This window comes from Staphylococcus sp. HMSC057A08 (genome assembly GCF_001812925.1).
Taxonomy (GTDB): domain Bacteria; phylum Bacillota; class Bacilli; order Staphylococcales; family Staphylococcaceae; genus Staphylococcus; species Staphylococcus hominis.
In genome coordinates, this window is record NZ_KV810854.1 from 315,135 (window position 1) to 329,437 (window position 14,303).

The 14,303-nt window shown below is 29.2% G+C and carries 12 protein-coding genes; 1 reads left to right on the forward strand and 11 read right to left on the reverse strand.

Annotated elements, in window-relative coordinates; all coding sequences use genetic code 11:
- Positions 1-71: 71 nt before the first annotated feature.
- The 11 genes from HMPREF2881_RS06160 to HMPREF2881_RS06210 all read right to left on the reverse strand — a co-directional run bounded on the left by HMPREF2881_RS06160 (position 72) and on the right by HMPREF2881_RS06210 (position 13,029).
- The gene (locus HMPREF2881_RS06160) at positions 72-1,085 is read right to left on the reverse strand and encodes a siderophore ABC transporter substrate-binding protein (protein ID WP_002488546.1); all 1,014 of its coding nucleotides are present in this window, start codon (positions 1,083-1,085) and stop codon (positions 72-74) included.
- Positions 1,086-2,287: 1,202 nt separating this feature from the next.
- Positions 2,288-3,547, reverse strand: a complete 1,260-nt coding sequence (locus tag HMPREF2881_RS06165) for an aminoacyltransferase (RefSeq protein WP_002449855.1) — start codon at positions 3,545-3,547, stop codon at positions 2,288-2,290.
- A gap of 18 nt (positions 3,548-3,565) precedes the next feature.
- Entirely contained in the window at positions 3,566-4,828 is a 1,263-nt protein-coding gene (locus HMPREF2881_RS06170) for an aminoacyltransferase (protein ID WP_070653677.1), read from the reverse strand.
- 343 nt (positions 4,829-5,171) lie between these two features.
- Positions 5,172-5,906 carry a tryptophan synthase subunit alpha gene (gene trpA / locus HMPREF2881_RS06175; protein WP_002449850.1) on the reverse strand — a complete coding sequence of 245 codons (735 nt, stop codon included), beginning with the start codon at positions 5,904-5,906 and terminating at the stop codon, positions 5,172-5,174.
- Positions 5,899-7,113 (reverse strand): tryptophan synthase subunit beta, encoded by a 1,215-nt coding sequence (gene trpB / locus HMPREF2881_RS06180; RefSeq protein WP_002449727.1) that lies wholly within the window; start codon positions 7,111-7,113, stop codon positions 5,899-5,901. The genes trpA and trpB overlap by 8 nt, the downstream gene beginning before the upstream one ends.
- Positions 7,094-7,744 (reverse strand): phosphoribosylanthranilate isomerase, encoded by a 651-nt coding sequence (locus HMPREF2881_RS06185; RefSeq protein ID WP_002449778.1) that lies wholly within the window; start codon positions 7,742-7,744, stop codon positions 7,094-7,096. Before HMPREF2881_RS06185 ends, trpB begins: the two co-directional genes overlap by 20 nt.
- Positions 7,741-8,520, reverse strand: coding sequence for an indole-3-glycerol phosphate synthase TrpC (trpC, locus tag HMPREF2881_RS06190; protein WP_002488522.1), 780 nt, complete (start codon positions 8,518-8,520; stop codon positions 7,741-7,743). The genes HMPREF2881_RS06185 and trpC overlap by 4 nt, the downstream gene beginning before the upstream one ends.
- A gap of 2 nt (positions 8,521-8,522) precedes the next feature.
- A complete protein-coding gene (trpD, locus tag HMPREF2881_RS06195; protein WP_049417590.1) occupies positions 8,523-9,527 on the reverse strand; it encodes an anthranilate phosphoribosyltransferase in 1,005 nt (334 codons plus the stop codon).
- The gene (locus tag HMPREF2881_RS06200; RefSeq protein WP_002449807.1) at positions 9,472-10,101 is read right to left on the reverse strand and encodes an anthranilate synthase component II; all 630 of its coding nucleotides are present in this window, start codon (positions 10,099-10,101) and stop codon (positions 9,472-9,474) included. The genes trpD and HMPREF2881_RS06200 overlap by 56 nt, the downstream gene beginning before the upstream one ends.
- Positions 10,098-11,507 (reverse strand): anthranilate synthase component I, encoded by a 1,410-nt coding sequence (locus HMPREF2881_RS06205; protein WP_002449722.1) that lies wholly within the window; start codon positions 11,505-11,507, stop codon positions 10,098-10,100. Before HMPREF2881_RS06205 ends, HMPREF2881_RS06200 begins: the two co-directional genes overlap by 4 nt.
- Positions 11,508-11,994: 487 nt before the next feature.
- A complete protein-coding gene (locus HMPREF2881_RS06210) occupies positions 11,995-13,029 on the reverse strand; it encodes a M42 family metallopeptidase (RefSeq protein ID WP_002488519.1) in 1,035 nt (344 codons plus the stop codon).
- 135 nt (positions 13,030-13,164) lie between these two features.
- Between HMPREF2881_RS06210 and HMPREF2881_RS06215 the strand changes: the two genes are divergently transcribed.
- Entirely contained in the window at positions 13,165-14,256 is a 1,092-nt protein-coding gene (locus HMPREF2881_RS06215; RefSeq protein ID WP_002449728.1) for a prephenate dehydrogenase, read from the forward strand.
- The last annotated feature ends 47 nt before the right edge of the window (positions 14,257-14,303 follow it).

The window sequence follows — 14,303 nt, forward strand, 5'->3', positions numbered from 1 at the left end:
GGAGTAGGATAGAATTCATTTTGAATTCGTTATCCCACTCCTATTTATATTATTAATGGTGTATAACATGATTATTTTTTAAAGGCTTTTTCAATTTTATTTAATTGATGAATAGTTGTTTCAATACCACCTTCACTAAAATACCAAGCGTTAGCTTCAAATTGATATACTTGGTGATTTTTTATTGCTTTCATATCTTTTATCACTTTATTATTTAAAGCAGAAGGTAACGTTTTGTCATCCGCATTTTTAGTTCGATTAATTACAAACAATTTATTAGGATTAATTTTATTTAAATACTCATTAGTAACTATATTACCAGCTGAATTTGCTTTCATTTTAGGATCAGCGTGATTAATTCCTAAATCTTTATTTAAGAAGCCCCCGAATCTACCAGTTGGTCCGAAGACACTAATGCCTTTATCATCAACATTTAAAAGTAATACGGTATCATTATTCATTACTTTTTTAGTCTCTTTCACTTCTTCACTTAATTTATGATTAAGCGCTTTTGCTTTTTCTTCTTTTTTGAAAATTTTACCAAACAATGTCGTATGTTCTTTAATTGATGAAATATAATGATCATTATCGGGACTAACAAATAAAATTTTAGCATTAGGCGCCGCTTTTTTCATTTCATCTATTGTTTTTGTATGTGATTGTCTAAATGAAGCAAAGATAACATTAGGCTTTGATTTAGCTAATTCATCATAATTAGGTCTTCCAGGATTGCCTAGATTTGTATATTTACTGTTTTTAAATTCCGAAAGGGAAGAAGGTAAGAATGAAGCACCTTGTCCTTTAGCAATAGAAACTATTTTATCTTGAAGTCCCATTTGTTGCATAATATCTAACGCGCCATAATCTAGTACTGCTACACGTTTTGGATTAACTGGTACTTTAACTGTTTCTGTTTTATTTTTGCCTCTACTATGTGTATGATTCTTATCCTTAAATTCATATGTATTTTTTACTGTAATGGTATTTTTACTAGATGAAGAATTTGAATCCGATTGCTTATTACATGCTGATAAAATTAAAATAACTGATAAAATTAATAGAATATATTTAAATAATTTTTGCATTTTCTTACCTCCTAGAGAACATTATAATAGAAAATGATAATCATTATCAATTAAATATTTACGTTTTATAACATTATTTTACCTAAAATATTACATATTCCTTTTATATTAGTAGTGATTTCTTTAATACATGTATTAGACTTAAAATAAGTGATCTTATTGATTATTCGATAATTTTAAAAGGAGTATATTGCTCATAATATTGGAAAGGTATATTTAATAAAATCGTCTTAATAAACGATAATCAAAATTATAAGAATGGATCATTTTTTATGATATAAAAGTCATTCTTTGAAATAATTGTTATTATAAATCATGGTCCATTATCATCGATAGACCGTAAATTGATAAGGTAGAACAGGTAATAAATTATTTATCTGCAAAAATAATTTGATATCTTACATTATGTAAACTAAATAAGCATTCAATAATTGATTCATTATCAAAATATATTGTGTCATAAATACCAACACTAGATTCATATTAGTATTTTCTACGTTATATATAACGTAGTTGATTTTTATTATAACAAATTATAACTAAGTCAATCGTTTTAGATAGATCAATGTTAACCAAAGAATGATAACTAAAATGTATCATTAAAGTGTCATTAAAATAGAATAGGTCCCCTAATTGTTATACACATAACTTCCTATAATATATATTATGTAAACTAAATTGTTGAAATCTGTATTTTTATATGAATATCTTCAATTTAAGCTTTTTAACAAAATACAGATATTTAAAGTTTTAATATATTCCTTAACTCATTTACATATGCCCATGCATTCTAATTTTATGAGTATTTATTTAAAGTTATTATTTTTCTACAGTTCGGTAATCAATATCTAAAGTATTGAATCATGGTTGTCGACATTACGATTCATACAATCATTCTTAATTATTTGATAAATCAATCAAAGCGGAATGATTTCTATTAGATTAGTTATTTGATGATATAATAACTATGTATTTATCATTTGAATTATAAAACACTATAAAATTTATTTTTTATAAAATATTAAAAATAAATTTCTTTTGATGTATCATTGATAAAAATGATTGATATGCTATTATTAATTTGTAGGATGCAACTTGTATTTACAACTTAGAATTTACCTACACTATTTATAATTAGTCTCTATCACTAATTATAAAAAAGCATACTGGCAAGATTGCCAATATGCTTTTTATTCTAATTGTTATTTTTTAATCTTCTTACGTATACGATTCAATGTTTTAAATAGCCAATATTTAGGTTTATTAATTGGTTTATAGAAGTCTCCAATTAACTCCTCGATATACACATTAAACCCTCTTTTAAAGCGATAAACACCATAATCTTCACTATTTTCAGTAAAATCACCAGATAAACCGTAAAAATTATATCGATCATATCCATGGTCAAAGCAATAATTCATCATAAACCAATGCATCATGTATGGTCCCATATAATTATTGTATTTTTCTGATGAGCCACCTGAGAAATAGTTTACTTCATAAGCATTTGCAAAGTATACTCCAGAAGCTAAGTTTAAAATTTGTCCATCAGTTTGACGTAATTCACTTGCATGTAAGAGCTCTTTTTGGTCATGTTCTATTTGTTTATCTAATTCAGCAATTTTTTTCAGCTGTTTGTCACTTTTATTGTCTTTAGACATCATTTGATCACGACGCGTTTCTTTATCATTTAAAGAGGTTTGCAATGATTTAATATAGTCATCTAAATCAATATATGCTAATGGCACTAATGCTTTATCGCCGTATGTATCTATAAAATTATAAAAATATTCATCTGTTTTTGAAACAAAACCGGTACGTGCTTCTGTTTCACGATACAAGTCTAAGAAAATGTTTAGTTCATCTCTTTTAAGAAATCTTACTTTTACTCCATAGTTTATCGCTTTATTTATATTTCTTTTACGTTGACTATCAAACTGCTTTTTCAATGATGCAGGTGTTTCACCTTTTAGATAATTTACACCCATCCATCTCACTTGACTAGAGCGATCATATTTCGTAGTGAAACCATGATGTTCGTAACCATGTGATTTAAATAAATTAACTAAAGCATCATTTTTTTCGTGACCTTCAACCGGATTGATATCTTTATCATAAATTTGATAAATCCAATATGGATCAAGTTTTACATATAAACATTGATGTTGGTGTAGGTATTTTTCTAATTCTCTTAGGTAAAAATCAACAAGACCTAAATCGGAATAATCCATCACCGGTCCACGATTTGAATAGTATACATAACTTCCCATAGTTGGAATTTTTGAGAAAAGACTTGCAGCAATCACTTTATTACTTTCATCTTTTACGCCTAATAACACAACTTCAAATCCGTCATTTTCTCTAGTTTTTATATTTTCAGTAACTTGAAAGTAATGACTCTCTAATGATGGATTTTGTACGAAGGTTTCATATTCTTTAACTGTTAACTCTGTAAATTTCATATTCGCACTATCCCCCTCTTAATTCAATCTTTTTTTAATTTTTTTAAGTGTTGTATATAGTGAATACATTGGTTTATTTATAGGTTTAACGAAATCACCAACATATTCAATTACATCTGCATTAAATCCTTTTTTAAATTTTACAACACCTGCATCTTCAGCATCATCTGTAAAATGACCACTAATCCCATAAAAATTATAACGGTCAATGCCATGATCAATTGCATAATTAATCATAGTCCATTGAACTGCATAACTTCCAGCGAAGTGTCTATATTTATTTGACGTTCCACCTGCATAATATACAACTTCAAATGGATTAATAAAGAAGAATCCAGCAGATATTGGTAATTCGTTACCATGTTCTAATTGAAGTTGTGTTGCTTCATCAATTTTTTGCTCATTTGCTTTTAATTGCTGTTCTAAATTTATTTTTTTATTTTGTGCTTTTTTGTTATCTGGTCGTTTTTCAATATCTTTTAGAGCTTTGTTTAAGTCTTTATTTAATGTCTGACGTTCTGCATGAAGTTCTTCAAGATATTCATCAAATTTTATATATGCGAGAGGTACTAATACTCTATCTTTAAAATGATCAAATCGATTATAGTAAAAACTATCCTCTCTATCAGAAAATTCTTTAGTCTCTGATGTATCTTCCATAAATGATCTGAAAATAGGTAATTCTTCTTTAGTAAGAAATCTTACTTTAACACCATTTTTTTGGACTTTTTTAGTATTTCTTTTTCGTAAACTATCCATTCCATTTAATACATCTTTAGCAGTTTTATCCTTTAAATTTAAAACTGAATGGAACCGAATTTGTAATATTGGATCAAATCCTGTTGTAAACCCTTCGTGTTGATATCCTAATTGTTTCATTTTATCGAAGAACCAATCATTCCCAGCATTTCCTGTAATATCACCATCATAATTACGATATTGATAAGGCAAATAAGGGTCTATACGTACATATAAACAATATTGTTGTTTTAAATATTTACTTAATTCGTTAAAGAAAAAGTGAACGAGTTCTTTGTTTTCATAATCAATGACTGGACCACGATTTGAATAAAAATATTTAAAAATTTTCATAACGGGTACAGCAGTTAGCATACAAGCAGCAATGACTTCATTATCTTTATTTTTAATTCCTACTAAATGAGTTTCAGTTTTCTCAGCAACTTTTAACTCATAATTTTCAGTCATCTGTGTAAAATGGCTATATGGCATTTTTTCAGTAAAATCGCCAAATTCTGTAGCTGTTAAATTTGTAAACTTCATTATCTCTATAACTCCTAATTTAGAATCTTTATTTAATTTGAGTTGACTAATTTTAAAATTTTAGCTTATGTATATGTTGTGAATACGCATCGGTCTAATCTCAATAAGTATACACTAGATAAGGTTAAAACTAAAATATAAACCTGTATACACTTCCAATTAACCTAAATGCGCTTAAATTCTTGGCTTCTATCTTCTCCAAATAATAAGAGCTGAAAAAGAATGATTTTCAGCTCTTAAATTCATATCTAATTTCATTTTAAATCAATTAATACTACATTGCTACTAATTCTTAAGTATTTCATGCTATGAATACTTTAAATAGCTTTTATTTTATACTATGCTAATAGTTATTTAAAATTTGTCTAATCTCCCTTAAGTATTCTCCTGTTTGATTTAAGTCATCATTTTCAAATCTTCGAACGATTTCACTTCCAATAACAACACCATCTACATCTTTTACCAAATCTTTTATATGGTCTGTAGTTCTTATTCCAAATCCTGCTACAACTGGAAGAGCTGTAAAAGATTTAATCATTTTTATCTGGTCTTTAAGCTTTGGATGAAACGTTCCATCTTCTCCTGTAGTAGCATTCATCGTTACAGTATAGATAAATCCTTCAGCATGTTTTGCTATATTTTGTATACGATTTGTATCTGCCGTCATTGCTATTAATGAAATTATTTTTACTACTCTATTATCATTTAATTGTTGTTTTAATTGTTCTATTAATTCAAATGGTAAGTCTGGAATAATTACTCCATAAACACCAATATCATCGCATTTTTTAAAAAAGGCTTTTTCTCCATAACTTAAAATAACATTATAGTATGTCATTAGGACATATTTACAATTAATTTCGTTTTGATGTTTATCTAACTCATCAAATATATAGTCGATTGTTATATGATTTTGAAGTGCTTCATGACCAGCTTTCATAATGATAGGTCCATCAGCTACAGGATCTGAAAATGGAATACCAATTTCTATAATATCTGCTCCACTTTTATCAAGTAATTTTACATTTTCTAAAAATTGTCTATTACCCATGATATAAGGAATAAATAATTTACTCATTTTTATCCTCCTTTCTTTGTTGGATATATTGTTGAATCGTTTCCATATCTTTATCTCCACGTCCAGATATTGTCACTACTAATATATCGTTTTGTTTCATTTGAGGTGCTAATTTTTCTACATAACTTAATGCATGTGCACTTTCTATAGCGGGGATAATACCTTCTATTTTGGTGAAGCGGACAAGTGCTTCCATTGCTTCTTCATCGCTAGCACATTCATAGGTTACTCTTCCAATATCATGATAATATGAATGTTCAGGTCCAATACCTGGGTAATCTAATCCTGCTGAAATAGAATGTGCCAATTCAATTTGTCCATGTTCATCTTGGATTAAATACATTTTTGATCCATGAAGCACACCAGCCTTTCCTTTCCCTATCGCAAGTGCATGTTGATTAGTATCCTTACCTCTGCCAGCTGCCTCCACCCCGTATAATTTCACATTATCTTTGATAAAAGGATAAAATGTTCCTATTGCATTAGAGCCTCCTCCTACACAAGCAACTACTGCATCTGGCAAACGATGTTCCTTCTCTAATAGTTGTGATTTTATTTCTTGACCAATTACACTCTGAAAATCTCTAACCATTGTTGGAAATGGATCCGGTCCTAAAGCTGATCCTAATAGATAATGTGTATCTTCTACGTGACTTACCCAATACTGTAGCGCTTTATTAACTGCGTCAGATAAAGTTCCTTGACCTTCATCCACAGCTTCAACTTTAGCTCCTAATAATTCCATTCTAAATACATTAAGTTGTTGCCTTTTGATGTCTTCTCTTCCCATAAAAACAATCAATTCCATATCAAATAATGCAGCCACTGTGGCACTTGCAACTCCGTGTTGTCCAGCTCCCGTTTCTGCAACAAGTTTATGTTTACCCATTCGTTTAGCGAGCAATGCTTGACCTATGGCATTATTGATTTTATGGGCACCAGTATGATTTAAATCTTCTCTTTTTAAATAAATTTTAGCCCCACCTAATGTTTCTGTGTATGATTTCGCATAAGTCAATGGTGTTTCTCTCCCAACATAATCCTTTAAATAATATGCTATCTCTTGTTGGAATTTAGGATCACTTTTGGCTTTTTTATACGCTCTCTTTAATTCAATGATAGCTGGCATTAATGTTTCCGGTACATATTGTCCTCCGTACTCACCAAAAAAACCTAGTTCATTTGCTTCAGTTTGTATCTGTTTCATATTCTAAGCTCCTTTTAACGTAATTTATAATTGTTTCCATTTTCAATTTATCCTTGCATTCATTTGTCTCTATACCACTGGATATATCATAGCCTTTATGTGATAAATTTAGCTTTTCAATCTGTTGAATAGCATTTATGTTTATTCCTCCTGCAATAAGATAAGGAATGTCTTGGCTTACTGATTCTAATATTTTCCAATTAAACGTTTGACCCGTACCACCCAATTGAATTGAAGGAGTATCAATAATAAATAAATCCACCCATGGCTTATATTGATTAATATCTCTATTCAAATTTTCTGTAGCCGGCAACGCTTTAATTATCTTAATATTCTTAAAATTCAATTTAACTTTTTGGATTAATTCAATTGCTTCATTACCATGAAATTGAATGGCATTCACATTGGTTTGTTGCAACAATGTATTTAATTCTTTATATGTAGGATTCACAACAACTATAACTCGATGAATGTGCTTTGCTACAAATTGATTTAAATAGTTAATTTGTTCTATATTTAAATGACGTTTACTTTTTGGATAATGAATAAAACCTATCATGTCTATGTCTAAGGAATTGACTTTTAAAATATCACTTTTTGTTTTAAAACCACAAAATTTTAGTATATTCATTTCTCTTTATTTAGTTTTAATGAAGGTAATAACGATGATATATTATTACTATTCATTAAAGCTCCTCCCACAAGTAATCCGTCTATTCCACTACTTACAATTTTTTTTACATCATTTAAAGTTGTAATACCACTTTCAGAAATATAGTAATAACCTTCTTTTTTCATTTCCAAAATGTCATTAGTATGTTCTACTTTAGTAATAAATGTTTTTAAATCTCTATTATTTACTCCAATGATTTTAGGTTTAATTTGATATGCGCGTTCTAACTCTTCTTTGTTATGGACTTCAACTAAGACTTCTAAGTTTTGAGACATTGCATAATGATATAAAGACTGAAGTGTATCATTGGTTAAAATATTTATTATTAATAAAATAATAGAAGCTCCAGCTCTCTTAGCAAGATCAATTTGAAGCGGATCAATGATAAAATCCTTACATAATACTGGTAAATGTGTGAGTTGTGTTAACGTTTGTAGACGTTCAAAACTTCCTCCAAAATATTTTTCATCGGTTAAAATTGAAATAGCATTTGCTCCATGATTTTCATATTTAGCAATTTGATGCTCTAAGTTAATGTCCTTGAATGCTTTTACAGAAGGACTTTTAGATTTTATTTCTGCAATAATACTCAATGTTGATTCTCTTTTCAAAGTGGTTTCTAGAGCTGACTTATAAGATACATCAACTTTTTTAATATGTTTTATTTTATCAGTATAATACCCATCACTTAGTAATTGTTTTTTATACTGTACAATCTCATCTAATATTGTCACTTTTATTCCCCTTTCATCAACTGATATTGTTTTAAGGCTTTGCCACTATCAATTAAATCTTTTGCTAAATCAACGCCCTTTTTAATACTATCCACTCTATTTGATATATATAAGGCTAATGCTGCATTCAGCACTACGACATTTCTTTTAGGGGAATGATCTTTTCCACTTAATATATCAATGGTAATGTTTTTATTTTCTTCAGGTGTACCACCTTGAAGTTCTATATTATTCGCATTAGCAATGCCGTAATCTCGTGCATTTAAAACATAATGTGAAATAGTTCCATCTTCATGCAATTCATATATTTCGTTATCCCCAGATAACGTTGCTTCATCCATTCTATTCGCGCCATGAAGTACGATACCTCTTCGTCGTCCTAAATCTTTCATAGTTTTAATAATCATGGATAATTGGGAAGCATCGTATACCCCCATTACTTGATAATCTAATTTAAAAGGATTGATTAATGGTCCGACAATATTGAAAATAGTTGGTTCATGAATGAGTTTTCTAATAGGTTGAATATATTTCATAATTGGATAAGATTCCATAGCACTGATAAATGCTAAATGCGTTTTAGATACTTGTTTGGCTACATTCGCTACTTTCGTAGTAGGAATGTGTAATTGTTGTAATAAATCGGTACTTCCAGAATTAGATGTAATGCTTTTATTTCCATGTTTAATGACTGGAACATCTGCACTTGCTACTACAAATGATACTGTCGTTGAAATATTGAAACTATTTGATTTATCTCCTCCTGTTCCACAAACACATATACTTCCTTTGTATTCAGGTTGAGTTGAATACATCGTATGAATAAGACTTTTCACTATATAAGTTAATTCTTTTTGTTGTATCGACTTATTTGTGAAAGCTTGTAATAACTTTACTTTATCTTGAGTATGACATTCTGGATTGATGAGATATTGAATAAATTCAGTAGTTTCATGTTGTGAGAGTGTTACATGGCTTTGAATTTGGTTGAGTAATGTTAAGGTCATCATATTTACCTCTTTCCTTTACGATATCGATAAAATTTTTAATTATTTGTTGTCCTTGGTCTGTTGCAAACGACTCGGGATGATATTGAATACCAAAATGTAATCCATTTTTTGTTTCATAAGATTGAATGCAATCTTTTGTTCTTCCAGTAATTATTAATTGTGATGGAAAAGAGATTTCATCACTTATTAATGAATGGTAACGCATTATATTAAATTGATTTGCTAAGTTGTTATATAATTTAGTTTGTTGAATAACTGTTAATATATCGACTTTACCATGCATGACTTTTTCACCTTGAATAACATGGCCACCGTAATAGCATGTTATTGCTTGTGCACCTAAACATACGCCCAATATCGGTAAAGATTTATACCTTTCAATAATATTTAATAGATGGTTACTATCTAAAGGATGACCAGGTCCTGGAGATATGATGAGACCATCACTTTGGTTAACGTAATTAAGCACATCTTTATCATCTGGATATTTAACAATGACGTCGTCTAATTGACTTACTATATCAACTAAGTTATATGTAAATGAGTCATAATTATCAATGATTAAAATCATGGTGTTACCTCCAATAAACTTTTTGCTTTTAATAATGTTTCTTCTAATTCTTTTTCTGGTACTGAATCATAAACCACCCCACATCCTGCTTCGACTTTCACGGTAGTATCATCGATTAACATTGTTCTTATTGCTAAGGCAAAATCTAAATTCTGATTGCAATTAATGTAGCCTACACCACCACTATATAGGCCACGTTTATATGGATATGTCTCATATATACGCCTAATTGCTCTAAGTTTTGGAGCTCCTGAAACAGTTCCTGTAGGTAATAAATTAGCAATTACTGTCATAGGAGATAATTCTCGCTTAATCTCACCTCTTACTTCGCTTACAATATGCATGACATGTTCATATTTTTCAATTTTCATTAATTTTGTAATTTTTGAACTACCGGTTCTACTGACTCTATGTATATCATTTCTGCCTAGATCAACAAGCATTCGATGTTCGCTTAATTCCTTTTCATCACTCAATAATTGCTCTGCATTTTGCTTATCTTCTTTTATGGTTTTACCTCTTTTAATTGTTCCAGCGATTGGATTCGTAATGACCGTCCCATCTTGTACAGCTACAAAACTCTCTGGAGAACTGCCTATAATAATTTGTGTAGTCATATTAATATAGTACATATATGGACTTGGATTACGTCTTTTTAAGTTTTGGTATAATTGATAACTTAATTGTAATGTATTATTTTTAAAATAATGATTGTAGCTATATATTCTAGATGGTACAACTTGAAACATATCGCCTTCTTTTATAAGTTCTTTCAATTGTTTTATAGTATTTATAAATTCATCATCTGATACATTTGGCATGATATTTGAAGGCGTAGGAGGATGAATATAATCATCTGTATAAGCTTTAATTTGAGATAGTGCCTTTACTCTATTTTTTACTCTTTCTTCTAAATCTTTCTGTTCTACTTCTGAGAATTGATTTGTAGCAATAACATATAATTCATCTTTATAATGATCAAATACATATACATCTTCTATCATGTGAAATTCAATATCATTGCTGTCCTTAATTTCTTGTATAGATTGCTGTTTTAACATTGGAAATTCATGTCTTATTAAGTCAAAACTACATGTACCAATAAAGCCAGATACAAATGGTAAATGTTTTAATTTTTCATCTGTAATCTGAATATTAAATTGATTGATATAATCTTTTAAGTATTCATAAGACTTTTCAGTAATTTCAATATTTTGTTTTTTTGTTTTTATCGTTAGTAAGTCGTTGTTTAACACAACAGAACCATAGCTTTCGAATGCTACAATAGAATATCTACCTTTAACTTGTTTTTGACTGGTACTTTCTAAAATAATTTTATTTTTCTTTAACTTTCCTAATACTTCGGGTGTAATATTAGCTCTAAGTATTTCATAATATATTTTCATTAAGCTTTAGTCCTTTCTCAAAAAAATATCAGCATCCTTATTTAAAAGGACGCTGACGCGCGGTACCACCTCAATTAACTAAATATTTTGAATTATCAAAATATTTAAAGTTCACTCATTTTTCATTTAATTTTTTATAAGTATAAACCCAATTTCATTATTAGTGATGTTAGTTTTCATCAACCACTAACTTTCTATGATTATCTAGCTAATAATTACTATATTTATACCAAAAAGACACCACGATTACGTTCCATAGATAAGGACGCGTTACCGTGGTGCCACCTTAATTAACATTACATGTTCACTTTACTGTTATTAAATTTAACCTTCTAAGTCCAATTCAAACATATGCTGTGCTAATTTACATCATCCATTAGCTTTCTATTTGCTACATCACATATCTTCTACTCAATTCTCAGAATTATTAAAATGTTATTATAATTCAGTATAATACATAAATAAATCTTCCTTGTCAATATTTATTTCAATTTATTGATGACAAGCAATAGGCATATAATAAGTTTTGAGCGGCATGTATAGAATCAATATGTGTTCGTTCCAGTGCATGAGAGGACTCAATACCAGCTCCAAATAACCCATGTTTAATATCTGCTCCTGCTTTTAATGCTGCAGACGCATCTGACGTATAATAAGGATAAATATCTATTTTATACGGAATATGATTAAATTTACATAAGTTTACTAGATGTGTTTTTAATTCTTTATGATAAGGTCCAGACGCATCTTTAGCACAAATAGATACTGTATATTCGTCAGAAGATTGTCCTTCTCCAAGTGCCCCCATATCAAGAGCAATAAATTCTACAATTTTATTAGAAATAGATGCATTCGCTCCATATCCTATTTCCTCATTATTAGAAATATAAAATTGAATAGTATGGGGTAATTTAATTTGTTCATTTTTTATTCTTTCTAATAAATCTAATATCATTGCTACACTTGCTTTGTCGTCTAAGTGTCGGGATTTAATAAATCCAGATGATGTTATTTCTGTTCTTGGATCAAAGCTAATAAAATTACCTACTTCTATTCCTAAATCTTCTGTCTCTTGCTTAGAAGACGTTTTTTCGTCTATACGGACTTCCATGTGTTCAATATCTCTTGGGATTTTTTCATTTTCGTGATATACATGAACACTTGTTTCATGTAAACATATTGTCCCAGTGTACGTTTCGCCAGAGTCTGTTTCAATCTGACAATATTCTCCTTCAATCGCATTATATTTAAACCCACCAATTAAATCAATTGTTAAACGACCGTCTTCTTTAATTTCTTTTACCATTGCACCTAAAGTATCTACATGAGCAGTAATACAACGTTGACGCTCATTATCTTCACCCTCAACTGTGATAATTAAAGCACCTTTATTTGTTAATTGAGTTGAATATCCTAAATGTTCTACTTTTTGTTTTACATAGCTTATTGCTTTATAAGCATTTCCCGAAGGACTATTAATATTAGTTAAGTTTTGAATTAATTCTAATATTTTTGATTCCATTCAACTTCCTCCTTTAACAATTTAAATATATTTTAACTTAGATAAATAGCGAACTCTAATGAATAGTATTGTTTAAAATGAATGACTCATTTAAAATATAGATATTCTGAATATTTAGAAATAAGGAGGGCTCATATGAAAAATATTTTATTTGTTGGTTTAGGATTAATCGGTGGAAGCTTAGCTAGTAATTTAAAATTTTATCAACCTGATCTTATAATTTCTGCCTATGATACTGATGTAACTCAATTAGATAAAGCAATGTCTATTGGTATAATTGATAAAAAGATTAATGATTATGCACTTGGTGTTAAGGAAGCGGATATTATTATCTTTGCTACCCCAGTTCACCAAACAGCAATATATCTAAATTCATTACCTAATTATGAAACCAAATCACATTTGATTGTAACGGACACAGGCAGTACAAAGCTTATCATTCAAAATTTTGAAAAACGTTTATTAGAATCAAATATTCATCTTGTTAGCGGACATCCAATGGCTGGTAGCCATAAATCTGGTGTGCTTAATTCTAAAAAGCATTTATTTGAAAATGCATGCTATATTTTAGTTTACGATGATGAACATAATACACAAGCAGCTAAAACATTACAAGACTTGCTCTCCCCTACACAAGCTAAATTCATTGTTACTAATGCAAAAGAACATGATTACGTAACGGGGATTGTCAGTCATGTTCCACATATTATTGCCTCCAGTTTAGTACACTTGAGTTCAAGCCATGCAAAAGATCATGCTTTAGTCAAACAGCTTGCTGCTGGTGGATTTAGAGATATTACAAGAATTGCAAGTAGTAATGCTGAAATGTGGAAAGATATCTTACTTAGTAATAAACAAAATATCATTAGTTTACTAGAGGATATGCAAACTAATATTAAGGATATGATAGTTAAACTTAAAAATGAAGAAGAACAACAAATATATCAATTCTTTGACGAAGCAAAAATATTTAGAGACCAATTACCTCTTAAGCAACATGGTGTAGTGAATGTTGGGTATGATTTATATATTGATATTCCAGATAAAACGGGTATGATTAATGAAGTTACTTCTACACTTAGTTTACATAATATTTCTATAAGAAACTTAAAAATTTTAGAAGTTCGTGAGGATATTTTAGGTGCTTTACAAGTTACCTTTAAAACTCCAAAAGATCGTGAATTAGGTATTATTGCTTTAAACGAATTTGATACGTATATTCCATAAAAATGGAAGTGGGCCAAAATTCAAAATGAGTTTTGACCTACTTCCGT

Excerpts from the sequence above, each read along its gene's own strand:
- HMPREF2881_RS06215 (WP_002449728.1), top strand. The coding sequence starts at position 13,165 with ATGAAAAATATTTTATTTGTTGGTTTAGGATTAATCGGTGGAAGCTTA.
- trpB (WP_002449727.1), bottom strand. The coding sequence starts at position 7,113 with ATGAAACAGATACAAACTGAAGCAAATGAACTAGGTTTTTTTGGTGAG.
- HMPREF2881_RS06160 (WP_002488546.1), bottom strand. The coding sequence starts at position 1,085 with ATGCAAAAATTATTTAAATATATTCTATTAATTTTATCAGTTATTTTA.
- HMPREF2881_RS06165 (WP_002449855.1), bottom strand. The coding sequence starts at position 3,547 with ATGAAATTTACAGAGTTAACAGTTAAAGAATATGAAACCTTCGTACAA.
- trpA (WP_002449850.1), bottom strand. The coding sequence starts at position 5,906 with ATGAGTAAATTATTTATTCCTTATATCATGGGTAATAGACAATTTTTA.
- HMPREF2881_RS06200 (WP_002449807.1), bottom strand. The coding sequence starts at position 10,101 with ATGATTTTAATCATTGATAATTATGACTCATTTACATATAACTTAGTT.
- trpD (WP_049417590.1), bottom strand. The coding sequence starts at position 9,527 with ATGACCTTAACATTACTCAACCAAATTCAAAGCCATGTAACACTCTCA.
- HMPREF2881_RS06205 (WP_002449722.1), bottom strand. The coding sequence starts at position 11,507 with ATGAAAATATATTATGAAATACTTAGAGCTAATATTACACCCGAAGTA.
- HMPREF2881_RS06210 (WP_002488519.1), bottom strand. The coding sequence starts at position 13,029 with ATGGAATCAAAAATATTAGAATTAATTCAAAACTTAACTAATATTAAT.
- HMPREF2881_RS06170 (WP_070653677.1), bottom strand. The coding sequence starts at position 4,828 with ATGAAGTTTACAAATTTAACAGCTACAGAATTTGGCGATTTTACTGAA.
- HMPREF2881_RS06185 (WP_002449778.1), bottom strand. The coding sequence starts at position 7,744 with ATGAATATACTAAAATTTTGTGGTTTTAAAACAAAAAGTGATATTTTA.